Annotated in this window: 24 protein-coding genes; 11 read left to right on the top strand and 13 right to left on the bottom strand. The window is 62.4% G+C overall.

Features of this window, described 5'->3' with window-relative positions; translation table 11 throughout:
- The first annotated feature begins 65 nt into the window (after positions 1-65).
- The 3 genes from gstA (at position 66) to cueR (ending at position 1,496) form a co-directional block, all read left to right on the top strand.
- On the top strand, positions 66-668 hold the full coding sequence (gene gstA, locus WH265_RS10170) for a glutathione transferase GstA (protein ID WP_339516962.1): 603 nt from the start codon (positions 66-68) through the stop codon (positions 666-668).
- 154 nt (positions 669-822) lie between these two features.
- Positions 823-1,017 carry a heavy-metal-associated domain-containing protein gene (locus WH265_RS10165; protein WP_021027169.1) on the top strand — a complete coding sequence of 65 codons (195 nt, stop codon included), beginning with the start codon at positions 823-825 and terminating at the stop codon, positions 1,015-1,017.
- 2 nt (positions 1,018-1,019) lie between these two features.
- Positions 1,020-1,496 (top strand): Cu(I)-responsive transcriptional regulator, encoded by a 477-nt coding sequence (gene cueR / locus WH265_RS10160; protein WP_339558193.1) that lies wholly within the window; start codon positions 1,020-1,022, stop codon positions 1,494-1,496.
- Positions 1,497-1,571: 75 nt separating this feature from the next.
- On the opposite strand, the gene WH265_RS10155 is transcribed toward cueR, so the two are convergent.
- Complete coding sequence (locus WH265_RS10155) at positions 1,572-2,630, bottom strand: recombination-associated protein RdgC (RefSeq protein ID WP_339558192.1); 1,059 nt, start codon at positions 2,628-2,630, stop codon at positions 1,572-1,574.
- Positions 2,631-2,930: 300 nt separating this feature from the next.
- On the opposite strand from WH265_RS10155, the gene WH265_RS10150 reads away from it, so the two are divergent.
- Positions 2,931-3,485 (top strand): Spy/CpxP family protein refolding chaperone, encoded by a 555-nt coding sequence (locus WH265_RS10150; RefSeq protein ID WP_339536703.1) that lies wholly within the window; start codon positions 2,931-2,933, stop codon positions 3,483-3,485.
- A gap of 207 nt (positions 3,486-3,692) precedes the next feature.
- Complete coding sequence (locus WH265_RS10145; protein WP_312987206.1) at positions 3,693-4,223, top strand: acyloxyacyl hydrolase; 531 nt, start codon at positions 3,693-3,695, stop codon at positions 4,221-4,223.
- Between the two features lie 541 nt (positions 4,224-4,764).
- Here the strand turns inward: WH265_RS10145 and WH265_RS10140 are convergent.
- The 4 genes from WH265_RS10140 to WH265_RS10125 form a co-directional block, all read right to left on the bottom strand.
- Complete coding sequence (locus WH265_RS10140; RefSeq protein ID WP_339558191.1) at positions 4,765-5,238, bottom strand: hypothetical protein; 474 nt, start codon at positions 5,236-5,238, stop codon at positions 4,765-4,767.
- Between the two features lie 2,419 nt (positions 5,239-7,657).
- Positions 7,658-8,020, bottom strand: a complete 363-nt coding sequence (locus WH265_RS10135; protein WP_021027174.1) for an HPF/RaiA family ribosome-associated protein — start codon at positions 8,018-8,020, stop codon at positions 7,658-7,660.
- A gap of 278 nt (positions 8,021-8,298) precedes the next feature.
- The gene (locus WH265_RS10130) at positions 8,299-8,859 is read right to left on the bottom strand and encodes a GNAT family N-acetyltransferase (protein WP_339558190.1); all 561 of its coding nucleotides are present in this window, start codon (positions 8,857-8,859) and stop codon (positions 8,299-8,301) included.
- A gap of 115 nt (positions 8,860-8,974) precedes the next feature.
- Entirely contained in the window at positions 8,975-9,445 is a 471-nt protein-coding gene (locus WH265_RS10125) for an FKBP-type peptidyl-prolyl cis-trans isomerase (protein ID WP_021027176.1), read from the bottom strand.
- A gap of 199 nt (positions 9,446-9,644) precedes the next feature.
- Here WH265_RS10125 and WH265_RS10120 point away from each other — a divergent pair, with 199 nt between their 5' ends.
- From WH265_RS10120 to WH265_RS10110, 3 genes are all read left to right on the top strand, one after another.
- Positions 9,645-10,433 carry a 3-hydroxybutyrate dehydrogenase gene (locus WH265_RS10120; protein ID WP_339558189.1) on the top strand — a complete coding sequence of 263 codons (789 nt, stop codon included), beginning with the start codon at positions 9,645-9,647 and terminating at the stop codon, positions 10,431-10,433.
- 309 nt (positions 10,434-10,742) lie between these two features.
- Complete coding sequence (locus WH265_RS10115) at positions 10,743-13,418, top strand: transglycosylase domain-containing protein (RefSeq protein ID WP_445228514.1); 2,676 nt, start codon at positions 10,743-10,745, stop codon at positions 13,416-13,418.
- A 41-nt stretch (positions 13,419-13,459) separates the two neighbouring features.
- A complete protein-coding gene (locus WH265_RS10110) occupies positions 13,460-13,933 on the top strand; it encodes a lysozyme inhibitor LprI family protein (protein WP_339558187.1) in 474 nt (157 codons plus the stop codon).
- 13 nt (positions 13,934-13,946) lie between these two features.
- Here the strand turns inward: WH265_RS10110 and WH265_RS10105 are convergent, their stop codons facing one another.
- On the bottom strand, positions 13,947-14,789 hold the full coding sequence (locus WH265_RS10105) for a siderophore-interacting protein (protein ID WP_339516977.1): 843 nt from the start codon (positions 14,787-14,789) through the stop codon (positions 13,947-13,949).
- Positions 14,790-15,036: 247 nt separating this feature from the next.
- On the opposite strand from WH265_RS10105, the gene WH265_RS10100 reads away from it, so the two are divergent.
- Positions 15,037-15,639 carry a hypothetical protein gene (locus WH265_RS10100; protein WP_339558186.1) on the top strand — a complete coding sequence of 201 codons (603 nt, stop codon included), beginning with the start codon at positions 15,037-15,039 and terminating at the stop codon, positions 15,637-15,639.
- Between the two features lie 125 nt (positions 15,640-15,764).
- Here the strand turns inward: WH265_RS10100 and WH265_RS10095 are convergent, their stop codons facing one another.
- The 4 genes from WH265_RS10095 to WH265_RS10080 all read right to left on the bottom strand — a co-directional run bounded on the left by WH265_RS10095 (position 15,765) and on the right by WH265_RS10080 (position 21,213).
- Complete coding sequence (locus WH265_RS10095) at positions 15,765-17,480, bottom strand: FAD-dependent oxidoreductase (RefSeq protein ID WP_339558185.1); 1,716 nt, start codon at positions 17,478-17,480, stop codon at positions 15,765-15,767.
- 45 nt (positions 17,481-17,525) lie between these two features.
- Positions 17,526-19,013, bottom strand: coding sequence for a polyamine aminopropyltransferase (locus WH265_RS10090; RefSeq protein ID WP_339558209.1), 1,488 nt, complete (start codon positions 19,011-19,013; stop codon positions 17,526-17,528).
- 353 nt (positions 19,014-19,366) lie between these two features.
- Positions 19,367-19,585 carry a DUF350 domain-containing protein gene (locus WH265_RS10085; protein ID WP_021027983.1) on the bottom strand — a complete coding sequence of 73 codons (219 nt, stop codon included), beginning with the start codon at positions 19,583-19,585 and terminating at the stop codon, positions 19,367-19,369.
- A gap of 68 nt (positions 19,586-19,653) precedes the next feature.
- The gene (locus WH265_RS10080) at positions 19,654-21,213 is read right to left on the bottom strand and encodes a DUF4178 domain-containing protein (RefSeq protein ID WP_021027984.1); all 1,560 of its coding nucleotides are present in this window, start codon (positions 21,211-21,213) and stop codon (positions 19,654-19,656) included.
- Positions 21,214-21,552: 339 nt separating this feature from the next.
- Here WH265_RS10080 and WH265_RS10075 point away from each other — a divergent pair, with 339 nt between their 5' ends.
- Positions 21,553-21,813, top strand: coding sequence for a DUF2061 domain-containing protein (locus WH265_RS10075; RefSeq protein WP_339558184.1), 261 nt, complete (start codon positions 21,553-21,555; stop codon positions 21,811-21,813).
- A gap of 68 nt (positions 21,814-21,881) precedes the next feature.
- Entirely contained in the window at positions 21,882-22,181 is a 300-nt protein-coding gene (locus WH265_RS10070) for a hypothetical protein (RefSeq protein ID WP_339558183.1), read from the top strand.
- Positions 22,182-22,190: 9 nt separating this feature from the next.
- Here WH265_RS10070 and WH265_RS10065 read toward each other — a convergent pair whose 3' ends face one another.
- The 3 genes from WH265_RS10065 to WH265_RS10055 are packed head-to-tail and all read right to left on the bottom strand — an operon-like array spanning position 22,191 to position 25,078.
- The gene (locus WH265_RS10065; RefSeq protein WP_339558182.1) at positions 22,191-22,997 is read right to left on the bottom strand and encodes a peptidoglycan DD-metalloendopeptidase family protein; all 807 of its coding nucleotides are present in this window, start codon (positions 22,995-22,997) and stop codon (positions 22,191-22,193) included.
- Positions 22,994-23,629, bottom strand: coding sequence for an FMN-binding negative transcriptional regulator (locus WH265_RS10060; protein WP_339558181.1), 636 nt, complete (start codon positions 23,627-23,629; stop codon positions 22,994-22,996). Before WH265_RS10060 ends, WH265_RS10065 begins: the two co-directional genes overlap by 4 nt.
- A 12-nt stretch (positions 23,630-23,641) precedes the next feature.
- The gene (locus WH265_RS10055) at positions 23,642-25,078 is read right to left on the bottom strand and encodes an amidase (RefSeq protein ID WP_339558180.1); all 1,437 of its coding nucleotides are present in this window, start codon (positions 25,076-25,078) and stop codon (positions 23,642-23,644) included.
- Positions 25,079-25,081 lie beyond the last annotated feature (3 nt).

Here is a 25,081-nt window from a genome sequence, read left to right as displayed (position 1 = left end):
GGCTGCAAAGCTTTGTCAAAAGCGATAGCATGGTTTGGCTTTCACCTTTCACTGGAGATTTGTTGATGAAGCTGTATTTCTCTCCCGGCGCCTGTTCGCTGTCGCCCCATATCGCCCTGCTGGAAGCCGGTCTGCCTTTCACCCTGGAGATGGCCAGCACCAAGACCCACCAGCTCAAGGACGGCACCGACTTCTACACGATCAACCCGCTGGGCTATGTGCCGGTGCTGGAGCTGGACAATGGCCAGCGCCTGCGTGAAGGCCCGGCCATCGTGCAGTACATCGCCGACCAGGCGCCAGCCTCCAAGCTGGCTCCCGCCAACGGCACCTTCGAGCGCTACCAGCTGCAAGAGTGGCTGGGCTTTATCGGCACCGAGATCCACAAGGGCTTCTCGCCGCTGTTCAACCCCAATATGCCCGACACCGTCAAGGACATGGCCCGTGGACAAGTGCTCAAGCGCCTGACCTGGGTGGATGCGCAGCTGGCCGGCAAGGAATTCCTGATGGGCGCGGACTTTAGCGTGGCGGACGCCTACCTGTTCACCGTCTGCGGCTGGAGCAAGTTTGTCGGAGTCGACATCAGCGGCCTGCAGAACCTGGCTGGTTTCCTGCAGCGCGTGGGCGCCCGTCCTTCGGTGCAGAAGGCCATCGCGGACGAAAAGCAGTAAGCGCAGCTTCGGCCCAGGAATGCTGTTTCACGTGAAACACATCCGGGCCGGTGCAGTTCTGATGGCTTGTTCCTGGCGAAAGACCCTGCTCTTGACCTTCACACCGTGTCAGCTTTCAAGATCAGGCCATCAACCACAGGAAAAGGAAACTCTGATGCAAAACACCTTCCAAGTCCAAGGCATGACCTGCGGCCACTGCGAGCGTGCCGTCACCCAGGCTGTGCAGCAGCTCGACGCCCAGGCCAAGGTAGCGATCGACCGCGCCCAAGGCAAGGTGGTGGTCGAGTCCAGCCAGCCCGCTGACAAAATCGCAGCGGCCATTGCGGCCGAAGGCTACCAGGTCCAGTAAGCATGGCCAGCCCGTCACGCAAGCCTGCCGCTGAGCAGTCCATCGCCTGGCCGGTGTCCATCAGCCAGGCAGCCCAGCTGGCGGGTATTTCTGCGCGCATGGCGCGCCACTATGAGTCGCTGAACCTGCTGCCCCATGTGCACCGCACCGACAGCGGCTACCGGCTGTATACCCAGTCGGATGTGCATACGCTCTCCTTCATCCGCCGCAGCCGCGATCTGGGCTTCTCGATGGAGGAGATCGAGAACCTGCTCAATCTCTGGCACGACAAGCAGCGCGCCAGCAGCTCGGTCAAGGAGATTGCGCAAAAGCATATTGGCACCTTGCGCGAGCGCATTGCCGCGATGAAGGCGATGGAGCGCTCGCTGCAGGCGCTGGTGCACAGCTGCCACGGCGACCAGCGCCCGGACTGCCCTATTCTGGACAGCCTGTCCGACCCGCATGCTGACCCTGACGCAGCCAGCTGCTGCAAGCACTAAAGCCCTGTCCAAGCATTGCACAGGCATAAAAAACGCGCTCCTGGAGCGCGTTGTCGTTTCTGTGGTTGGCCCAGATCAGAAAGGGCTGGAGTCCGGATCCTGGTCCACCGGTGCCGATTTGGGCCCGGTCTGCATGCCGCCAGGCTTGGCAGCGCCTACCCCCTGGCTGATCGGCTTGGCGGGCGCAGCAGCCCCTTCCAAGGCCGCTGCGGCGGGTTTGTCGCCCCGGTCGGGCAGCTGGCCCAGTTCGGTGCGGCCTTCGCCGCCCAGCGCCTGGATCAGATCCGGAATCAGCTGGCTGAACTCCCCGGTGGCAATGGCCACATCGGCATCAAAGCCGCCATCCTCACTGGCCCCTTCCATCACCACATCGAGCAAGGCCACCTTCTTGAGCTGCAGGCCCTCAGTCAGCACAAAGCTGACCCGGTCGTCCCAGGTCAGCGCCAGCTTGGTGGGCAGCTTGCCCTGGTCGATATGCTCGCGGATCTCGTCGATGCCCAGCGGATGGCGGGCATAGCGCACCACGGCCTTGGATTCATCGGCGCTCTTGAGCTCGCACTCCTGGTCAATGCTAAAGCCGGCCGGCGCGTCGTAGCTGTGCAGCCAGGCGGACATCGCCCCCTGGGGGCTGTTCTGGGTGTCGATCAGTGCCACGGCAAAGCCGGGCGATGCCTCCACCAGCATCGTGATCACTTCGTCGGCACGGCCCTGGCTGCTGGTGTCCAGCACCAGGAGGCGCGCCTGCGGATCGATCCAGATCCACAGCCCGCCCTGCTTGGTAAAGGCCATCGGCAGCAGATCGAGCTTGCACTCGTCCTTGAGCTCCTGCTTTTCCTTCTTGCCGGGCTTGCGGCCTTCCTGGGCTTCGATATGGGCGAGCTTTTCATCCACCTTGCGGTTGAGCACGCTGGCGGGCAGCATCTTGCTCTCGCTCATCAGCCGCAAGATCCACTGGCCGCCCACCGACTCGACCATCGCGCCGTGCTCCTCGCCGCGCGGAGGCACCCAACCGGTGGACTTTTCCTGGGTGGCACCGCACTGCTCAAACTGCTGCTTGGCCAAGGCCGTATCCAGCGCGACCAAATCCGGCTGCCAGGTTTCGGAGATGCGGTAAAAAATCATGTTCTTGAACATGCCATTCCTTTGTTCTGGGGGGCTGCAGTCATGCGCAGCAGCCCTTTAAAAAACACAAGCGGCCCTGGTGTGCCGCACTGATCTGCTGTCCATTGTGCCGCGAATCCGGCCCGCCCCAGATCGATGCAGCGGGCAAAAAGCCGGGGTTTGGACTTGTTGACCCACGGAGCCAACCCCCAAGCCCAACAACCAAAATTGCTAATTCTTTACACAGCCATACCGGCCAGTGACGGGGCTATTACATGGCAGGCGGACACTGCAGACATCGCACAAGACATCACAACCCGGAAAGGAACCACCATGTCTCTCTTGCAACGCAGCGCCATCGTGACCGCCATGCTGGCCAGCCTGTCGGTTTCCAGCTTCGCCCAAACCCCGGCTGCCCCCGCAGCAGCCCCCACCACACAAAGCGCCCCCGCCCCTGCCAAGAAGGCCCATGGCCCCGAAGCACGCGAGGCCCACATGGCCAAACGCATGCAGGCACTCAAGGCCTCGCTCAAGCTCAATGCCAGCCAGGAAGCCGGCTGGACCAGCTACATGGCAGCGGTCAAGCCCCAGCGCCCAGCGCCGGGCGACCGCCCTGAGCGCCCCGACTTTGCCAAGATGACCACGCCGGAGCGCATTGACGCGATGGCCGCCATGCATGCCAAACACCAGGCGGCAATGGACCAGCGCAACCAGGCCACCAAGGCTTTCTATGCCAGCTTGACGCCTGAGCAGCAAAAGACCTTTGATGCAGAAACCTTGAAGATGCATGAGCGCCGCGGACGCGGCCCGGACGGCAAGGGCCCGCATGGCCAGCGCCATCAAGGCCCAAATCCGAAACAGACTGTTCCGCCGATGGACAGTAAATAAGGCCGGAGCGCTCCTGCGCCCTTGGATCGCCCTCTCCATCCCCTCCTGCGCAGCCTCACACGCTGCGCTTTTTTGTGTCCGTTCCAATGTCCTTGGCGGCGTCAGCGGTTGCATACAGACAACATCCTGCTTTTGCTGACAGAAGTGCCTGTAGTCCAGGTGTAACATTATTTAATGCAATACCGCCCTCTCCTCTCCGCTCTCGGCTTGTGCGCGCTGACTGTCTGGAGTGCCTCTGCCCAAGCGCAGTTTGCCGACAAGCGCAACAGCCCCACCCTGTACTTGCAAGCAGGGGTTGCCGAGCGTGACGCACGCAGCGTCACCATTGGCTCCACGATCCCGATGGACTGGAAGACCTATTGGTGGGGCCATGCGGTCACCGCCCACTGGGACATGAGCCTGTCCGCCTGGAACTCCGACCGCATGGAGCAAGAAGGCAGCCGCACCATTGCGGTGGTCGGCCTCGTGCCCACGATGCGCTTTCACAGCAAGAGCCAGTACCCCTGGTTTGTTGAAGCGGGCCTGGGCGGTTATGTCTCCAGCAAGCTCTACGAAAGCCGCGACAAGCGCTTCTCGACCGCTTTCAATTTTGGCACCCATATCGGTGTGGGCTACTTCACCGGCATGCGCCGCGAGAATGAATGGTCGGTTCGTCTGGAGCATCTGTCCAACGCCTCGATCAAGCGCCCCAACCCCGGCGAGAACTTTGTGCAGCTGCGCTACGCGCGCCACTTCTGATCGCCCCATAACCCCCTCTTCCCCTTCATACCGCCGTCTGGCGGTATTTTTTTGCCTGTCTGAGGGGTTATGGGCTGGATGCGCCGTTCGGGGCTCTAGGCAGCCATAGCGGCGCTTGAGAGGCTGGCAGAGTGGAATGAGGTACAGGCCAGAGGTGCTGCGGCAAGGAACCATGCTAGAGACTGTATAAAAACACAGCTATGGCAAATGAGGGCCCAGGTCCTTGATCCATTGCGCAACCAAAGCGTGCTGAAGACACCATGGCTGTAGAAAGCTCACACCGCCATGCACGGCCCGCAGAGACGGTTTAAGCCATCCTTGGCCCCAACCACTCCCAACCCTCCTCCGCCCTCTCTACCCAGCTCCAGTCAAAGCCTGGGCAGCCTCCAGCAGCCTGGTGGACGGATCTGCAGGGCCGGCCTGGCAATCCGCTGTGATGCGTTCCCTACTGCGCAGCGACACCGAGATGGCAGCGGCACCAATCAATGCCGCCTTCTCATCCGGCCATATGCCTGCAAAGCGGCATCCGCACTCGCCACGCCTATCCAAAAGTATAGCAAACACCTATGCAAGGCTGTGCATTTGCGCACAGGGACTCTCTCTGTGTGATCGAGCTCTGGGTCAGAGCAACAGCGCTGCCACCAAGTACTCCAAGGTCTGAGATGCCCTCGTCCAAATGGGAGAGGGATTCTGAGGTGTCTGCTGCGTATTTTGAGAGCTGCTCTGCCCCGCTCCCTTCTTGCAAAGCGACTTGACATTTCACAGTCTGAAAAATTTCAACATATGAAACTTTGCCGAGCTTGCCTTTGGTTTTTCTTTTATTTTCTTTAAAAGAATAGTAGATAGTAGTAGAAGGGCGCCACCATCTGTGGATAAGTGCATTAAGCCCAGAACATTCAATTGCTTGAAATTTTTCTAACCATGTTGATGGTACCCCTCCATGGTTGTCACTGCAAAGTGGATAAGTAGCATTCGTGGGATATTTCTGTGGATAAGTTGATTTGTGCGTCTTCATTATCCACAGTCATTCTGCAGGCTTGAATTTGAATCAAGCTATTGATAAATAATGAATTATCCACAAATGCCAAGCCATCGGCACAAAATGGCCGCGCGGATTGCGTTGCTGTGCGTAGGAAAGCCTGCCACGCAAATATTGCCCACAGGGCCTAGGCAGGAATCCGCTTCTTTAGCAGTCTGAAATATTTGCCATCAAAGCTGTGGATAAGTTTTTTGTGCTTATAAAACAAATAGCTGCCTTGCTATTGCGCTGTGTACACGGGGCGCTATTTCCGGTGCATGCTAGTAGTGCAAGTTCTGCATTTGGCGTTTGTCTGTGGATAACAAAGGGGTTGTTGTAGGCTTGCCCCGCACCTTATCCACAGATCTTTTGGAGCGTGCTCCGTAGTGTCTGGATAAGAGGACGAGAGGGGTGGGTGTCTATTCAGGACAATGTTGAATAAAAACAATGTCTTGTAGATGCCTAAAGGACAGGCTGGGCATGCATAGCCATCTGCCAGGCGCCGGCTTTTAAACAAAACCCACGTTCGCCAGGCCAAAAAATCTGCATGTGCAAAACCAGCGCTGCAGCGTCATCTGCGTTGGCATCTGTGCGACCCACACCCCACCATGCCGGCCGCAGCCGCCCGAGCTGTTCTTGCCTGTGGACATCTCGCTTGCATGGGCGTTGAGGCCTCGCGCTGGGTTCGCTATCCAGCGTTAAAACTTGCCGCGCTCGCTGGTTGTCAGCATGGTTGCACTCCGATCTCTGGCCCAGCGGGTCTTTTCGCTCGGGTTGTTCCAGTCGGTCCAACGATGCAGTCAACGGTCTTGCCAGGCCCACGAGGCTTGGCGCGGCCGGCGCGCTTTCTGCGCAATAGGGTGGTGGCCGTAGGTCCCTGGGCTGTTGATGCAATGCCCTGGCTCGACCGGCTATGGCGAACGCCGTGGGTAGCCAATAAGCAAATCCGGGGCGGGCTTTCCGACATCAGAGCGGAGCGACAGATGGGTGCTGGGCCAATTTCTGCGATCGGCCCAGTGCCTGGCTTCTGGTGTGGCGATGGGGATCTGCGGCATTTCAAACGAAATGGAGCGACCGCTTCGGCCCGCCATCGATAAAGCCAAAATTCAAATTTGAATAATTCAAATAAACTGAAATTAGAAGCGACTCAATTCAAATCAATAGCAATGAAAGAGTGTAGAGCTGTATGGCTAAATGCTGATTTTTTATGCAAAATGGATGAAGAGCCACCATGTCTTTTCAACAAGTTATCCTTTATGCACTTGTGCATAATTTTTCATATCATGATAAATTCCACGATATGAGAGTTCGTGTCTTGAGAGTTATGCACATTGCGGCATAAACAGCCTCCCTCTACGATGGCGCAAATTTGTGGATAAGTAAAGGACTTATGCGGTAAAACGACAGACACCTGCTTGTGCTGAACTTATCCACAATTCCACCTAATTGGAGATCTGCGGCATGCATTGTGGATAAGCTGGCTCGTGCATCGTCTGGTTATTCACAAAAAAAAGGCTGTTTGTTGTTTGAAACAAGTCATTTGCATATTTATGCACAGGGAAGCACGAATAACACTCAGCCATAGACTTGCTTAAAAAATAGGCGAGAATAGCTAGAGGTTTGTGGAAAAATTTGTGCATAAGTCTCTATGGATGTTGAGACCTCTCGTGCCAGCAATGCGGAATGATTGCTGAAAATTGCTAGCTATTTGGTGATATATGAAGCAGATATCGCTAGGTTGACGCGATGAAGTCCCTTGAGAATGACGGTTGGAAAAAGTGCATGGATCTGTGGATATCTTTCTGCCAACGGAAAAAGGCAGAGAAATTTGTCACATGTGCATAACTTGTGCACAAATCCATCGATTGAACGCATGAAGATATCCACTGGTTTTTGAACACCTGATCGTCCGGTCTGCGCGGGGCATTCAGCGGATTTGAATGCCCGCCATTCCGCATTGGCTTGTGCGCGGCCGGGCGTTCAAGCTTGTTGCAGCTCTGTGGGCGGTGTGGAACGGCGGAGGGCCGTTGGAGGAGGGCGGGTACCAGCAGCGGGGGACGCAGGCGCTGTTCTATGTCTGCCTTGCGTTCTGCCCTGGGTTTTGTGCAAGCGCAGCGATGCGCGCTGAAGCGTGATAAGTGCCCCTGCCCTGGCGGCTGGGCGCTAGATGCAGATTGCGAGGCATGCGCAGCACGGGCGCTTACCCAGCCAGCCCGGCGCTGACTGCGTGTCCGTCTGGTTTGCGGCTGCCTCTCGCTAGCGGGTGCGCTGCAGCTGCCTACAGCGCGTCTACCGCGCTGCAAACCACGCAGCTGCTGGGACAAAGGCCGTGAAAACAGCAAGCCTCAGACGCAAAAAAGCACCGCCAGGCGGTGCTTTGCTCAGGAGGATGGGCGGTGCTGGCCCGTCTTAGCGCTTAGGCTTCGACATCCTCGTCGGTGCCCGTGCGAATGGTTTCGCGGTTGCTCTTGTCGCGCATCTTGGCGATGTCGGTGTCCAAAGCACGGTGCAGTTTTTCCAGTGCTGCGTTGAAGGCTTCGGCGACCTTTTCGGCCTCGGCGTTGACGGCCAAAGGTTGGCGGCCGGTGGCACGTGTTTCCATCACACAGCGCTTGCCTTTGCCGCCGTTTTTCAGGGCGTCCACATCGGTGAGGTAAACCTCCACCCGGGTCACATATTCGCGGAAGCGCGAAAGCTTGTTTTGTACCTCGGTTTGTGCCCATTGGGAGAGGGATTCTCCGCCTTGAACATTGTCACCAGCGTGCACTTGAACTTGCATGGATGTGCTCCTTTCTCGAACATGCTGGGCGGCAGCCCAGCTATAGCAACCGGATGCAGCGAAGGCCATCGCCTTGCGGCACCTTGTTGATCACATCCTAACTCGCAAAACTGCAACAAAGCCTGCGACATGGTCAATATGCGTAAAAGCCCTGAGAAAGATCAAGCGTCCTACAGCCGGCTGGGTGCGCACTCGGACGGCGGGGCAGGGCGGCGGTTGGCTTGAAACGCGGCGAGCCATCCCCATCAGCCGGTCATCGCAGCCGCGCAGTGCGAGGCCTAGGTTGCTGCAAATTTTGCAGCGGACAAGCGATACAGCACATGGGCTTGCAGCGGGTGGCCCTCAGGCAAGGCAGGGTGCGCAAAATCGCCTGCCAGGTCGCGCTCCATGCCCAGGCGCTGCATGAGTGCCTGCGATGGCAGGTTGCTGGTGGTCGTGAAGGCCACGATGTCAGCCAGCTTTACATGGTCAAATCCGACGGCCAGTGCCGCCCGCGCGGCCTCGGTGGCCAGGCCCTGGTGCCAGGCATGGCGCGCCAGGCGCCACATGATTTCGACGCAGGGAGAAAAAGGCAGCTCGGCCTGGGGCACATGCAGACCGACGATGCCGATAAATTGCTGGTCCTCCAGCCGCTCCACCGCCCAGACGCCCCAGCCGCGCTCGGCCATCAGCGCTTCGCAGCGGTCGGCCATCGCGTCGCTCTGCGCCCGCGTCAGCGGCGCGGGGAAGTAGCGCATCACCTCGGGGTCCGCCGTCATCGCGGCAAAGGCCTCCCTGTCCTGCTGCTGCCATTGGCGCAGCTGCAGGCGGGCGGTTCGGGGCTCGATCAGGGTAGTCATGGGGTAGCAGCTCCAATGAAAAAGCGGCCTGCACGCAAGGCCTTTGCGTGAGCCGCTGGGGTGATCAACAACGCCAAGAGGGCCGTGCACTGCACCGGCCCGCTGCGCGGCAGTATCAATGGTGGTGGCCGTGCGCGCCATGCACATGGCGGTGGGCAATCTCTTCTTCACTGGCCGCGCGCACATCGACGACCTTGCCGCTAAAGCGCAGCGCCAGGCCGGCGAGCGGGTGGTTGCCATCCAGGTGCACTTCCGGGCCCTTGATCTTCTTGACGTAGAAGGCCTGGGGCTCGCCGCGGTCATTGGCGCCGCGCAGCTGGCCGCCCACCTTCACGCCCGGTGGGAATTCGCTCTTGGGGATCACGCGCACGAGGCTCTCGTCGCGCACGCCAAAGGCATCTTCCACCGCCAGATCCACGCTGGTGCTAAAGCCCACGGCCTGGCCTTCAAACGCAGCTTCCACCTTGGGGAAGATGTTTTCATAGCCGCCATGCAGGTAGGCGAGGTTGCCGCTGTCCAGCGGTTTGCCTTGCGCATCGGTCACCTTGTATTGGATGGTGACGGCGCAGTCTTTGGTGATGTTCATGGTCTTGTTCGAAGAGTCTGCCAAAAACGCAAGTGTAGAGGTTCGCACCGGGGGGCCGCCTGGCGCACGTGGATGGCAGGGGCAGCGCCAAGGGTTTGGTGATTGTCATGCAAACGGCTTGCTCTCCTACGGCAGCATGCTGCAGCGCAGCGCGAGACTGGCTATTTGTGACCGCTTTTCCGGTCGAAAGGACGAAGAAATGGTTCAGCAACTCGCAGGCAAGGTGGCCTATGTAACGGGCGCCGCCAGTGGCATTGGCAAGGCCATTGCCGATCTGTATGCGCAGCAGGGCGCCAAGGTGGTGATCGCCGATCTGAAGCAGGAAGCAGCCGAGGCGGCGGCCCAGGATATTGCCAGCAAGGGCGGCACAGCGATGGGCCTGGCGGTCGATGTGACGCAGGAAGACCAGGTCGACGCCTCCGTCGAAGCTGCTGTCAAGGCCTATGGCGGCATCGATATCCTGGTGAGCAATGCCGGCATCCAGATCGTCAAGCCGGTGCAGGACTTTACGTTGCAGGAGTGGCAAAAAATGCTGGCCATCCAGCTCGATGGCGCCTTTCTCACGACCCGCGCCTGCATCAAGTACATGTATGCGCAGGGCCGTGGCGGCAGCATCATCTACACCGGCTCGGTGCATTCCAAGGAGGCATCCAAGCTCAAGGCGCCCTATGTGACGGCCAAGCATGGCCTCGAAGGCCTGGCCAAGGTCGTGGCCAAGGAAGGCGGCCCGCAAGGTGTGCGCGCCAATGTGATCTGCCCCGGTTATGTGCGCACGCCGCTGGTGGACAAGCAGATCCCCGAGCAGGCCAAGGAGCTGGGCATCAGCGAGGCCGATGTGATCAAGAACGTGATGCTTAAGGATACCGTCGACGGCGAATTCACCACGGTGGACGATGTGGCACGTGTGGCACTGTTCTTTGCGGCGTTCCCGACCAATGCGCTGACGGGGCAATCGATGATTGTGAGCCACGGCTGGTTTATGGAGTGATGCCCGCCTGCCCCGCGCCTGCCTACGGGGGCGTATTGCTGGGGTGACAAGACATGCAGGCAATATGCTTCTGCAACTTGCCGTTTAATGCTGCCAAAACGCTCGAAATTCGGTTTATCCAATTTCTATAGCTTTTGGCCGCCCCCTACATTTGTTACATGGTTTGCAGTCTGCTTTGCACAGCCGACAGGCGGGGAAACTGCTGCTGCCCGACAATGGCGCCTTGGCCAAGGCAGCGGTGCGGACAGCGCGCTGCCGGCCCAGGCTTTGCAGACTTCTTCCATGGCGATCCCCCTTCTCTCCGGTTTGATGAACACCTTGCGCCGCGCAGCGGGCGCCTTGCCCGGGCTGGCGCGGCGGCTGCGCCCCTGGCTGGCCGCGCGCAGCAAAAAGCAATGGCTGCTGGCAGTCGCGGCCTTGCCGGTGCTGCTGCTGCTCTATGTGCTGCTGCTGATTCCGCTCACCCCCTCGATCGGCGATATCCAGAAAAACAAGGTTGAGGCTCCCACCCAGCTGCTGTCGGCCGATGGCAAGGTGCTGGCGCAGTACAAACGCTCCAACCGCGAATGGGTGGCGCTCAAGGACATTTCGCCCAACGTCATCAATGCGCTGATCGCGACCGAAGACCACCGCTTTTATGAGCATGGCGCGCTCGACTGGCGCCGCACCTTTGGCTCGGTGCTGCACACGGCCATGGGCCGGCCCCAGGGCGGCTCCACCATCACCCAGCAGTTGGCGCGCAATATGTTTCCCGAGGAAATCGGCCGCGCCCGCTCGCTCAACCGCAAGCTCAAGGAGGCCGTGACCGCCTACAAGATCGAATCGGCCTACACCAAGGACGAGATCCTGGAGACCTACCTCAACACCGTGCCCTTTCTCTACAACGCCTTTGGCATCGAGATGGCAGCGCGCACCTATTTTGACAAGCCTGCCCAGAAGCTGAGCGTGCTGGAAGCCGCGACGCTGGTCGGCATGCTCAAGGGCACCAGCTACTACAACCCCGTGCAAAACCCCGAGCGGGCCCAGCAGCGCCGCAACACCGTGCTGGCGCAGATGAACAAGCACAGCAAGCTCAGCGACCAGGATTTTGAGACCCTCAAAAAACGCGGCATCAAGCTGGATTTTGAGCGCCAGGACGAGGCCGTGGGCATGGCACCGCATTTTGCGCAGGCGCTGCGCAAGTGGCTGATCGAATGGGCCGACGCCAACGACTACAACATCTATGCCGATGGCCTGGTGGTGCAGACCACCATCGACTCGCGCGTGCAGCAATGGGCCAACCAGGCCGTGGTGCGCCAGGGCCGGCAGCTGCAGGTGACCGCCAATGGCCTGTGGAGCAACCGCAACCAATGGACCGCCAAGAACCCGCTGGTGCAAAGCTTTGTGCGCGAAAGCGCCGTCTACCGCCAGGCCGTGGCCGATGGCCAGGACAAGGACGAAGCGCTGCAGCGCCTGCTGGCCGATGCCGACTTTATGGCCAACCTGCGCCAGGACAAGGTGCGCGTGCAAGTGGGCTTTATGGCCATGGACCCGCGCAACGCCCATGTGCTGGCCTGGGTCGGTAGCCGCGACTTTGCCATCGACCCGTTTGACCATGTCTCGCAAGCGCGCCGCCAGCCCGGCTCCACCTTCAAGCCCTTTGTCTATGGCGCAGCGCTGCAGGATGGCGCGCTGCCCACTGACCAGCTGATGGACGAGGCCGTGCGCATTCCGCTGGGCGGCGGGCAGTTCTGGCGGCCGACCGATGGCGGCCCGCCATCTGACCAACCGATGACCCTGGCCGATGGTCTGGCCTACTCCAAGAACACCATCACCGCCCAGGTGATGGCCAAGGTGGGCCCCGCCAAGGTGGCCAAGCTGGCACGGGCGCTGGGCGTGCGCGACAGCAAGCTTGAAGATGTGATGTCGCTGGCGCTGGGCACCAGCCCGGTCACCTTGCAGGAGATGGTGACCGCCTATTCCACCCTGGCCAATGGCGGCGGCTACCGCGCGCCGGTCATGGTCACCCGCATTACCGACCGCGAGGGCAAGGTGCTGGCCGAGTTTGAGCCACCCGCCACCGAGCTGGCGCTGGACAGCGGCGTGACCTACGCCTTGATCGACATGATGCGCGGCGTCATCACCAAGGGCACGGGCCGGGGTGTGGCGCGCTATGGTGTCAGCGGCGACTGGGTGGGCAAGACCGGCACTACGCAAGACAATGCCGACGGCTGGTTCATGCTGGCGCACCCGGACTGGGTGGGCGGCGCCTGGGTCGGCTTCAACGACAGCCGCGTGCAGCTGAACGACTACTGGGGCCAGGGCGCCCACAGTGCACTGCCTGTTGTGGCCGAGGTGGCCGCCGCATCGCAGCGCGCCAAGCTGGTGCAGGCACAGGCCCGCTTTGAGATGCCCGCCGAGAACAACACCTTTGTGCAGCGCCTGCGCAGCTGGATGCTGGGCTTTGGCGACAACAAGCAACCGGTTGATCCGTTTGAGCAACCGCCTGCGATGCAGCCGCTGCCCGATCGCGGCAACCCCGGTGATGCGCCCGTCATCGACGACCCCGAAGCCCGGCCCATCGGCCAGGGCGGCGCAGGCCCGCGCGGCCCGAGTGGCGACGGCGACTTCCCCGGATTTCAGAACATCCCCCCTGCCACCCAGCAGCCGCAGATGCCCGCGCAGCGCCCGGCCGATCCGAGCCAGCCGCAACCGGGTGTTGTGGTGCCTGGTGTGCCCTCCAACCCTGCGCCCTCCAACCCGGCACCGGCCAGTGCCTCTCCTACCCCGGCCTTCCCCGGTAGCGCCAGCGCGCCGCAGGGCCAGCCCTCGGGCAACCCACCGCCGATTGAGCGCGGTGTGGTCGTCTCGCCGGTGTCGTCCGGTACCGTCGGTCAACCGGTGCCCACGGCCGATGGCGGCATGGTCTGGCGCCGGGCGACGCCGTCTGGCACGGCGGCACCGCAGTCTGGCAATGCAGGGATTGCGGCCAGCGAGATCAACTGACCTCGCTGCCTATTTTTTCATCAACTATCAGGAGGATGTTCATGGTCTTCAACCACCGCCGCCAGCCCCGCTGGTCTTGGATGCGCGCCGCTTGTCTGGGCTCTGCCATATTGGTATCGACAGCCGCAATGGCCGTGGACAACCCCGATGCCCCCGACCGCCTGGCCGCGTTTGAGCAGCGCATACAGCCGCTGGAGGCCGCCATCGGCAACCAGAACACGACGGCAGACATGCTGCGCGCCAGCAGCGCCTATGCCAAGCAGCTTGATGTGGAGCTGAACCAGACCTACCGCGCGCTGATGGCCAAGGTGGGCGCCACCGGCGCGCAAAAGCTGCGCGCCGCGCAGCGCAACTGGCTGAGCTTTATGACCAGCGAGGCCGCCTTTATCGACGGCACCTGGAACGCCCAGGACCTTGGCAGCTCCTCAGCGCTGTCGCGCAGCGAGTACCGCAACAGCCTGACGAAGGCGCGCATCGTCCAACTGCTGGGCTATCTGCGCGCCTATCCTGAATGATGGATGTGTGTGGTCACTCTTCAATGACTTCATGCACGCCGGAGCTGCCGCGCTTCCAGTAGGCCGCTGCCTTGGTCCATTTGGGGTGGGCGCCATGCTCGGCAATCAGCGCTGCACGCAGCGCCTTGGCGGCCGTCGATTCCAGCGCCACCCAGTTGTAGTAATCGCCAGCGGGCGCATCAATCTGGCGCAAAGCCGCTAGCAGCCGCTGCGCGTCGCCAGCCGGCTGGCCCTGGCGGTGCACCCAATGCACCTGCAGATCCGCAGCGCTCTCCAGCGCTTGCTCGTCGGCCGCGTCATTCACTTCCACCACCACCACCGCCTGGGTGCCGGCAGGCAGCTCGCGCAGGCGGCGCGTGATCGCTGGCAGCGCCGCATCATCACCAATCAGCAAGTGCCCATCAAACGCCGTGGGCACGATAAAGGAGCCACGAGGCCCCGCAATCCCCAGCGCATGGCCGCTGGCCGCCTGCAGCGCCCAGGCTGTTGCCGGGCCCGCCTCATGCACCGCAAAGTCAATCGCCAAGGTCTGCGCCTGCGCATCGTAAGAATGGGGCGTGTAGTCCCGCATCGCCTCGCGCATCGCCGGCGGCAGGCCTTCGCTACCAGGCGGCGGCAGTTGCAGCTCGCCATTGGCATCCGGAAACAGCAGCTTCACATGGTCATCAAAGCCCAAGCTGCTGAAGCCCGCCAGGTCGGCACCCTGCAAACGGATGCGCAGCATATGCGGCGTCAGCTGCTCCACCGATGCAACGGTGGTACGGCGAAGCTTGATCTCATGGCGTGCCCGCTCAGGCGCACGCGCAGCCAACAGCTCGGGGGAAGGGGAAGTGGGAAGGCTCAGTTGCAAGGGCATGGTGTGTTCAATCCGTGTCTAAGATATATCTTTCATCTTAAATGAGAACCATTCCTGCGGCTAGGGCGGGGTGGCAATCCCTGGTTGGGGTGTGGCTTTGGCGGGGTGGGGTTGTCAAATGGGGGAGGGTGTGCGCAAAGAGCGGAGCGCACCGGCTGTGATGGGACGGTTTACAGAAGGGTTCGACCGTCTGGCCTGTACATGCACCGTGAATTCACGGTGTCAATGGCTTGATCCTGGAAAAGGGATGACTGCAAACGACCCTGAACGGACATTTAACAGCCAGTCTCGGATCTTAGGCATAACGTGTCATAGTGATCAATACGCTGTTGAGTTTACAAATCACATGCCGACTATCTACTTGCCAACCTACCGGATTGAATTTGACCATGCATTGATATCTGTCCCTGAGGATGGTTCTGACTGGGACTGGATGTGCGAAAACTGGGTCGATGCTCCACAGCAAGTAGAACTTATCCAGCAACAGGATTCCGTGCTAATTACGGGCAGGACTCGTTGGGCCAATTATTTGGAGTCGAGTCTATGTTTTGAGATGAATCCCCCCATTTTTTCAGTGCCAGAGTTGGTGACCTACGCCGCAACTACGGCCATCTCTGAAGTCTCCAACAAGGACGTTGCAAGGAACAGCCAAGCAGTCAAGGTCGTGAAGTTCGGCTGGGGAACGTTAGTTACTCTTCAATGGCATCACCTGGAAATTGCTCATACGCCAGGAGGAGATGAAAACTACATTCTTCCAAACAATGGAAGAGCTATCCATATTGGTTTTGTCCGGTTTAATTGGGACAAATTTGTGTGCGTTCCAAGAGGGACAACGTCCTCCTCGATTTGATCCGCGCTGCGGTTTGGGGCAAATCTAGATGACTGCTTCTGGCCGATATGTACCATTCAAAGATTACAGCAGATCAGCCATCCGCTTCACTTGCAAGTTTAGGGCTGAGTGCCGCGCAGCACCCATCACCCCACTCCCACCCCCGCATACAACCCCCGCGTAAACGCCTCCTCAAACACCGAGTACCCCGACCAATCGCTGTGCGCAAAATGCAGTCGGCCGGTGCTTGGGGTGGGCAGGGCTTGGAGGCGCTCGCCGTTGATCAGCGCTGGGCGCTTGGTGTTGGTGGCGGGTTGGCCGATGCGGCTCAGCACGGTCTGGGTGCCGGGGCGGGGGATGGCCATGGCGTGGCCATAGCGCATGACCTCGACCTGGGTGGTTTTTTCGTAGATGTCGGCGTGTGCGCGGGCGAGCGTCGCCAGGGCTTGGTCGCGGGCGGTTTCCCAAGTTTGGGCCAGCAGTTGCTGGCGGGCGGTGCGGGCGCTGGCGCCAGGCGCGTTGCCGCCTAGCGCGCGGTAGCAGGTCAGCACGGTGGGCAGTTGCTGCATGGCATTGAGGCGCTGGTGGCCGGCGTTGACGTAGCCCAGGCCGCCGTGGGCCACATCGTCGTACAGCACATTGTCCCAGGCCAGTTCGGCGCCGGGGCGGTCGCGCAGCGGTGCGCGAATGTGGACGTTGGTCACCTGCCAAGGCGCCCAATCCAGCGCCTGCACGGCGGCGCGCAAAAAGTCGGGCGGGTTTTGCACCACATGGGCCGCGATAAAGGTCGGCAGTGCCACGATGCAATGCGCGGCCTGCCAGCGCTCCATGCTTTGGCTGGCGTGGTTGAAGCTGTCGATCTCCACGCCCTGGCGCGTCTCGGCAATGCGCATCACCGTGTGGCCGCTGTGCAGCCAGCCGGCGGCCTGCACCGGGGCCGTGAGCTGCTCGCTGAGCCAGCCATTGCCCTGCGGCCAGGTCAGCACGCTGTCATGCGCGTCGTCCGGCATGCCTGGCGCCTGAAAGCCATGGCGGCTGGCAAAGTAGTGCAGGCCGGCCCAGGCCGATACCTGGGCGCAGCCGGCACCAAAGTCGTCCTGGCAGGTGTAGTCCAGGTACCAGCGCAGGTGCGGGTCGTCCAGCTGCTGCTGGGCCAGCCAGGTGTCAAAACGGATGGCATCCAGCGCCTGGTGGGCGGGCGCCAGGCCGCCTTGGGCCTGCCAGCTGCGCATGGTTGGCATGCTGAAGGGCTGCTCGCGCATGGCCTGGTCCACCAGCTGGGCAAAGCGCTGGTACTGGGCGATGGTGCTGGCGGCCACGTCCTGCGTGGGCAGCAGGCCTTCCTGCCATTCGCCATGGATAAAAAGGCGCTCCTGCGGGCTAAAGCACAGGTACTCGTCCTTGTACTGCCAGCGGCCGGCCATGCGCTGGCGCACGCCCAGTTCTTCAAGCAGGTCCTGCACCTCGGGCGCCTGGTCGCCTGGCACCGGCAGGTAGTGGGCGCCCAAGGGGCAGCGCAGGCCCTGCACGGTGCCGCCACGGCTGTTGCCGCCGGCCAGGTCTTCCATCTCCAGCAAGGCCACATCGCTGGCGCCTGCCAGGCGCAACGCGCGGGCGGCCGACAGCGCGGCAATGCCGCCGCCGGCAATCAGCACCTGCACGCGGTGGGTTCGGCTGGGCGCGGGCAGCGGCAGGCCTTGCGCCAGGCGGTCGCGCATCGCATGGCCGCGCTCCCAGGCCTGGCCTATGAAGCCGCCTTGGATATGGGCGGTGCTGGTGCTGGGCGGTGCCGGCTTGCAGCCGGCCAGCGCGCTGCTGCCTGCCAGCGCCGCGGCGCCCTTCAGGACGTAACGGCGCTGCATGGCTGGGTGGCTCGCAGGGGGCTGGGGTGGAAGAAGGCCGTCATATCAGTGCGCCACCTTGCCCCATTCGCGCTCATAGGTGTGCACCAGCACCTGGTTGGACAGGCGGTTTACCTCGGTCGGCACCCGCGCCATGTCGGGCGGGAAGTCAAACAACAGCGGCAGGCTGGGCAGGCTCAAAAAGCGCATGCCGTCGGGCAAGGTGCTCGGCAGGCTCCAAGGGCGGCGGCTGGCTATCACAAAGCCCCATTCGCCAAAGCTGGGCACATGGGCGTGGTAGGGCGTGGCCTGCATGCCCACCGATTCGACGGTGGTCACCACGGTCCAGAAACTCTGGCGCGCAATCAGCGGCGAGGTGGTCTGGATCACCGCAAAACCGCTGGCGGCCAGGTGCTGGCTCAGCATCGCGTAAAAGCTGTTGGTGAACAGCTTGCCCACCGCAAAATTGGTCGGATCGGGAAAGTCCACGATGATCACATCGAACACCTCATCGGCCTTCTGCAGCCACTGGAAGGCATCGGCATTGATGATGCGCACCTTGGGGTCGTTCAAGGCATTGCTGTTGAGCGCCTGCATGCTCGGCACGTTTTTGAACAGATCGGTCATCTGCGGGTCCAGCTCCACCAAAGTCACCGATTCGACTGAGGGGTACTTGAGCACCTCGCGCACGGCCATGCCGTCGCCACCGCCAAACACCGCCACCTTGCGCGGTGCGCCAAAGCGGCTCATCACCGGGTGTACCAGGGCCTCGTGGTAGCGGTATTCATCGCTCTGGGCAAACTGCAGGTTGCCGTTCAGGTACAGGCGCGCGCCGCGCTTGCCCTGGGTCACCACAATGCGCTGGTAGGGCGTCGTGCGGGTCAGCACAATGGGCTCCTGGTAGAAGTGGTCCTCGGTCAGCGATGTGAGCCGCTCGGCACCCACCAGGCCGCCCAGCAAGGCGGCAATCACCAGGCCGCAGGCCAGCACATGGCTGCCAAAGCGGCGCAGCTCTTCCTTGAAGAGAAACAGCGCCCACACCGCCACCAAGGCATTCAGCAGGCCAAAGACCAGCCCGGTGCGGATAAGGCCCAGGTGCGGCACCAGCAGCAGCGGGAAGGCCAGCGACACCGCCAGCGCGCCCAGGTAGTCAAAGGTCAGCACCTTGGAGACCAGATCGCGCAGCACCACATTGCGCTTGAGGATGCGCATCACCAGCGGTATCTCCAGCCCCACCAGCGTGCCCACCACCAGCACCGTGCCATACAGCATCCAGTGGAAGGCGCTGGGCACATAGGCGTTGATGATGGACAGCACGGCAGGCAAGGCCCCGCCCACCAGCGCCACCATCAGCTCGATGCGCAGAAAATGCGCCGGCAGCTCGCGCACCAGGTAGCGCGACAGCCAGGAGCCGATGCCCATCGCAAACAGATAGGTGCCGATGATGGTGGAGAACTGCAGCACCGAATCGCCCAGCAGGTAGGACGCGAGCGCCGCTGCGGCCAGCTCGTACAAGAGGCCACAGGCCGCCACCACAAAGACGCTGAACAGCATCGCCACTTCCAGCGGGCTGGCGCGCCGCACGCCGCTTTCCGGCAGGGCGGCGTGGCCAAACTCCAGCGCGTCATCGCGGCCTAAAGCGCCTTCGGGGCGCGGGCTGGGCGATGCTGGGGGGGAAGCGTTGGCAGAGGGGTTGTCAGGGCTGGAGGTCGACACGGGCGAACAGTGCAGGGACGGTGCCAGGCGCGCGGGCACCAGCAGCGTGGGCTAACAGGGAAAAAGGGCCAATCGCCCGCGCAGATGCCAGGCGCTGCAGCAGCGGCCATCCGTGGCCAACAGCGGTCATCAACGGGCGACAGCGGTAGTGGCCATGCCAGCCGCAGCAGCTGGCGTGGCACGAACGGGTGCTAGCCGATGGCTGCTGCCACGATGATGCTGATGCCCAGGCTCATCGCCGCCACCACCACGCCCAGCGCGAGGTTCTGCTTTTCCACAATCTCGGCCCACATGTCCACGGGGGTGATCTTGTCGATGATCAGAAAGCACAGCCAGAAGACCACCACGCCCACCATGGCGAACAGGATGGAGCCAAAAAACGCCGCGGGGCGGAACCATTCCAAATCCATCACAACTCTCTCCTTCGTCAAATGCGCGCCCGGGTTGGGCTCTGCGCAGTGCTGTTGCCAGCCATTGTTTATTTGTGGCTGCCGCCGGAGCTGTAGCCACCCCAGGAACCGCTCGATGACCGGCCGCTGCCTGTGCTGCTGCTGCACTTGCTCACATAGGTCGGGTCGGCGGCCAGTTTGCGCCGCTCCAGCGCAGTATCGCAGCCCTTGGGCCACAACCAGATCAGCAAAAAGAACAGCAGGAACAGGCCGATGATGATGGGCATGCAGCCCAGCTTGGGCACCGAAAAGCTGCTGGTCTCGGGCTTGAACAGCGCGAGCTGGTCGCTCATGCCAAAGGCGGCTGCGACCGACTCGGGCGTCATCTTGCGCCCCAGCGACCAGCTCAGCTCGCGTGCGCTTTGCTCCAGGTTCAGCAGCTGCGCGCCATCCTTGCCTCGGGCAAAGTCCACATTGTCGGTCTTGTCGCCCCGGGCCACCGGCCAGTAGAACTCGCCCAGCACATAGGTGGTCTCGGCGCGGTAGCGCGATTGCAGCTGGTAGGTCTGCTGCTTCCAGGTCGCCGTGTTGCGGCCTGCGCGGTAGTCGGGCGCGCCGGTCAGCGTCTTGACCAGGCTCCAGCCTTCGCTGCTGTTGACCAGGAACTGGAAGCCCTGCTGGCTGTGGTAGAGCAGGTATTCGTCCCAGCCAAAGTATTCGTCGTCATCGGGTTCGATCCCCATGCGGTGCTGAAAGCCCACCAGCTGCCATTTGCTGCCGGCCAGCGTCGCTATCTTGCCCAGCGGCACCAGGGGCTTGACGGGGTCTTTCTGCATCGCCGCGCGCAGCTCGCCGCCAATGCCTTGCGATACATCGATGAGCGAGCCGCAGCTCGGGCAGGTCAGGCTCTGGGTCGTGTCTAGCTTGATATCGACGCGCGCCGCGCAGCGCGGGCAGTTGAAGTGCCGGCCCTGGTCCTTTTTGGTGGACGTGGGCCGCAGCCCGGCGATTTTCAGCGCGCCCAATTGCACCGGCGCGCCCAGGTAGACGGCAGGGGGCTGCTCGCTGTAGTCGATGGACAGCACCTTGTCGTCTTCGGTGCGCAGCTCCACCACGGTAAAGGGCTTGCCCAGCTCGGGCTGGTGCGGCATCTCGCCCTCGGCCGCCATCAGCTGGGCCAGCACCACGCTGGTCACGCTGTACTGCACGCCGCTGATTGCAATGCGCTGGCCCGGCTGCCAGCGGTCGGCGGGGGGCAGGTTCTTGGCGGGGGCCTGGCTCGCGCGGCTCAGCACAAACTGGCCGTTGTCCTCGCTGATGACGGCGGTCTCACCGCTGTCGCCCAGGGCCAGCCACTCGTTCCAGCTGCCGGTCTCCCCCTTGTACTGCAGCCGGCCCACCAGGCGAAAGCCCTCCGGCTTGCCCTGGCTGCCCTTGGCAAACTGCCCGGTCTGGTTCAGCTTGAGCGGGCTGTAGTCGTTGAAGACCTCGGCCATCTTGCCGATGCGCTTCAAGATATCGCCATTGCGGACGATGGCGCTTTGGCAATACGGGCAGACGGCGAAGGCGGACTGGGCGCTGGCAAATTCCACAGGCGCACCGCAACCCGGGCAGGGTGCCGTATAGCTGCGTTGCTGGTCCGTCGTCATAGGTCGTCTGGCTTGTTATGAAGATGTTTTTGTTGGCGCCCGGTCGGCAACCGCACCGCATCATAGCGCAGGGCTTGGTGGGCGGGCCGCCAGCCTGTGACTGGCGGTATTAGCCAAGCCTATGGTTTTTTTAGTGAGGATTCATTGGCCTTTGTCATTGCTAATAAATATCATTTACAGAACTGTCATTGATTTCGGGCCGCTAACACGACCCAGCAAACCAAAGGTTTGCGGTTGAGACTAGGCGCCAAGCCGCAGACAGTACAGTAGTACGGCAAGGCTTGGCAACGACGTATCAAGGGTTGTGTTAGTGGCCCTCATTGCAAGAAAGAACCCGCCATGTCCTCTATCCGCCGCAGCCTGCAGAACAACCGCCAAACCCTCAAAAAGACCGCCAGCTACTACCTGATCCACATCACGGTGGCCGCAATGGTGGCGTACGCCGTCACCGGCAACCTGATCGCCTCGCTCACGCTGAGCTTGCTCGAACCCACGGTGCAGGCCTTTGCCTTCTTCTTCCATGAAAAGGCCTGGCAGCGCTGGAATGCGCGCTCGGCTGCCGCTGTGGCGACCGTGCCTGTGGCCGTGCAAGGCAGCTGACAGGCCCCCTGACAGCCGCGGCCGGATGTGCGACAGTAGCGCATTGCCGCTACCCACAGGATGCACTGATGACCCCCTCCATCTCGCGCAAGCGCTTTTCCTTCGCTGTCTGGCCCGCCCTCTGTGTCGCCGTGCTGGCCGTGCAGGGCTGCGATGTGGTGGCGCCCATTGGCAGCAATGCAGTGCTGTCGGACCAGGTGATCGCCGAAAAAACCGCCAACTATTTCAGCAGCACCGAGGCCCATGTCCAGGTCTTTGGCTTTGACCGCCAGCGCGAATCGACGCGCTACCAGGCGAGCTTTCAGGGCAATAAGTACAACTGCTCGATCTATATGAACCAGGTGCGCTGCGACCCGGCTGGTCAATAAGTTCGGCCCTCAGCTGCGCAGCGCCTCATCATCGGCCCGCAGCAGCGGCGCCGGGTTGGGGAAGATGTCCTGCCAGACCGGCGCAAATACCTGCTCGCCGACACCGGGTGCGTCGCTGAAATCGGGCAACGCCAGCAGGCACAGCTGCAAGTGCAGATGGGGCAGCCACCAGCCGTTTTCTGCAAAGTCGCCCAGCTGGGCAAACTCGGTACCTGCGGCAATCTGATCGCCCGGCTGCCAGCGCCGGGCCGATGCATGGCTCAGATGCCCCCAGATGCTGAAAAACTCTGGGTGCGCAGGGCCCTGGTGGCGCAGCACCAGCATGCCGCCATAGTCCAGCCGGATATCACGCACTTCAGCCACCACCACCTCCGCGGCCAGCGGCAGCCGCAGCGCGGTGCCTGCGGGCGCAAACAGGTCCAGGCCCAGGTGGCAGTCGCGCATCGCGCCTTCCAGCCGGGTGGATGCGTAGTTGCTGCTTTGGTAGACGCAGCGCTGCTCCATCCAGTGGCCCACACCCATGTCAAACCCCTGGCTGTGCTGCAGAGCCTCATAGGCGCGGGTGGCGCCTTCGCGGTCCATGCGGGCGCTGGCGGCGGCCACGGGCATATCCGGGCTGCGAAAGTCGATATGACCCATGCGCGCTTGCGCCAGGCCCGGCATCACACCACTCCAGCTGCCGCGCTGCTGCGCCACCCAGGCATGGAAGGCGGCAGCCTCCGGCACGGCGCTGAGGCCCCTGTGGTGGCGCGCAATGGCCTCGGCGATGGGGTCGGTCTGTGCGGCGCTGGAGCTAAAGGTGGGGGCGGTGGTCATGGTTGTTGGAGTTGGCAGTGCTGCTCTATGGTATCGGCCAGCGCATGCTGGTTCTGCTCGCGCAGGCGCTCGACAGCGCCGCGCATATCGGCCGGGCGCTCGTCCTGGCCCAGCTTGAACTTGGCTTCACAGCGCGCCACCGGCATCTCATAACCCACAATGCCGGGCAGGCGCCGTTCCATGCCGCCGGGGCCCAGCTCGCCGCTGTCCCAGGGGCAGCGGCGGCCGCGCTCCATATGGCCCACCAGGTCCTGCAGGTGGGCTACCAGTTCATCTTCTTCGAGCATGCGCGGCGTGCCATGCAGGTGCACCACCTGAAAGCCCCAGGTCGGCGCGCTGTCGCGATGCGGGTAGTTGGGGTACCAGGACGGCGAGATATAGCTGCCCGGGTCCATCAGGATGGCGATGCTCGGCAGCCCTTGGCGCAGAAAGCGCACATGGTCGCTGGCCGATGCCACATGGGACACCAGGGTACCCAACGCGCCACGCGTGGTGTCGAGCCGGAACACCGGGTGGGACAGCGCCACGCCTTCGCTGTGCGGGGTAATCAAGGTGCCCAGCACTACGCGGTCGACCAGCTCTTTGATCTGTGCGGGCTGCTGGGGTTGGTAATAGGGTTTGGTGTAGAGCATAGGGGTCTGGAATCAAGCGTGGACGGGGGGCAGGCGCTGGTCCCAGGGCAGGGCCTGCTCCAGCTGCGCGGCCAGCTGCAGCAGCCGGCTTTCTGCACCATAGGGGGCGATGAACTGCATGCCCATGGGCAGGCCGCTGGCGCTTTGCCACAGCGGCACGCTCATCGCGGGCACGCCGGCCGCATTGGCCGGGCGGGTGAACACCGTTGCATCCATGAACTCCTGCATAAAGCGCTGCGCATCGTGCTGGCGCACATCGAGCGCCTGCAGGCCCTGGGGCAAGCTGGGCATCACCGGGCAGAGCAGCAGGTCATAGCGGCCAAACATCTCGCCCAGGCGCCGGGCGATGCTGTTGCAGGTATTGCGCGCGGCCAATAGCTCGACAGCGCCCAGGCGCCGGCCTTGCTCGGCCAAGCCCAGGTTCACCGGTTCAAAAAACTCTGCCGTCGCTGGCTTGCCGGTGCTGCGCACCAGGTCATCCACCTCCAGCGCGGTATAGGCGGCAATGATGCGGCTGAAGGCAGCGGCCAGATCGCTGTGCGAGAAGTTCCAGTGCGCCTCTTCGGTCGCATGGCCTAGCTCCTGCAGCAGGCGGCGCGTGTCCTGCAGGCCTTGCAGGATGCTGCCATCCAGCGGCTGGGCCGGGTCTGCATCCTGCAGCACGCCAATGCGCAGCCGCCCGGGCGGGCGCAGCAGCGCCTGGCTGAAGGCTTCCGCCTTGGCGGGCGCGGCATAGAGCGAGCCGGGCTCGAGCGCATCAGTGAGGTCCAGCATCAGCGCCGAATCGCGCACGCTGCGCGTGAGCACATGGTGGCTCACCAGACCGCCCCAGTTCTCGCTCGAGACGGGGCCGCAGGCCACACGGCCGCGCGAGGGGCGCAGGCCAAACAGCCCCGTGCAGGCCGCCGGTATGCGGATGGAGCCCGCGCCATCATTGCCATAGGCCAGCGGCACCATGCGGGCGGCCACTGCTGCGGCCGAGCCCCCCGAGGAGCCGCCGACATTGTGCGCAGCACTCCAGGGGTTCAGGGCGCGGCCATGCAGGCTGGGCGCGGTCGCCACATTGGCCGAGAACTCGGGCAGATTGGTCTTGCCGACGATGACCATGCCCGCCTGCTGGTAGCGGCGCACGAGGGTGTGGTCGGTGGTCGAGACATGGCCCAGCGCCGCGCGCGAGCCATAGGACATCGCCGCGCCGGCATAGCTGGGGCAGTCGTCCTTGAGCAGCACCGGCACGCCGCGCAGCGGCGCGTCGGCCGGCAGCTGGCGCAGTTGTTCTTCTGCCTGCGCGCGCATGGTCAGGATCACGGCATTGAGCTGGGGGTTGCAGCGTTCGATGGCGTCAAAGGCATGGTCCACCGCCGCCTGGGGCGTGAGCGCACCAGCGCGGATGGCCTGGGCCAGTGCCGTGGCATCGGCCAGGCGGTAGTCGGTTGCAGAAAAAGACATACA

Source organism: Comamonas sp. MYb396, assembly GCF_037479555.1.
Classification (GTDB): Bacteria; Pseudomonadota; Gammaproteobacteria; order Burkholderiales; family Burkholderiaceae_C; genus Comamonas.
The sequence above is the reverse complement of the archived record's forward strand: the minus strand, read 5'-3'. Positions and strand labels throughout refer to the sequence as shown.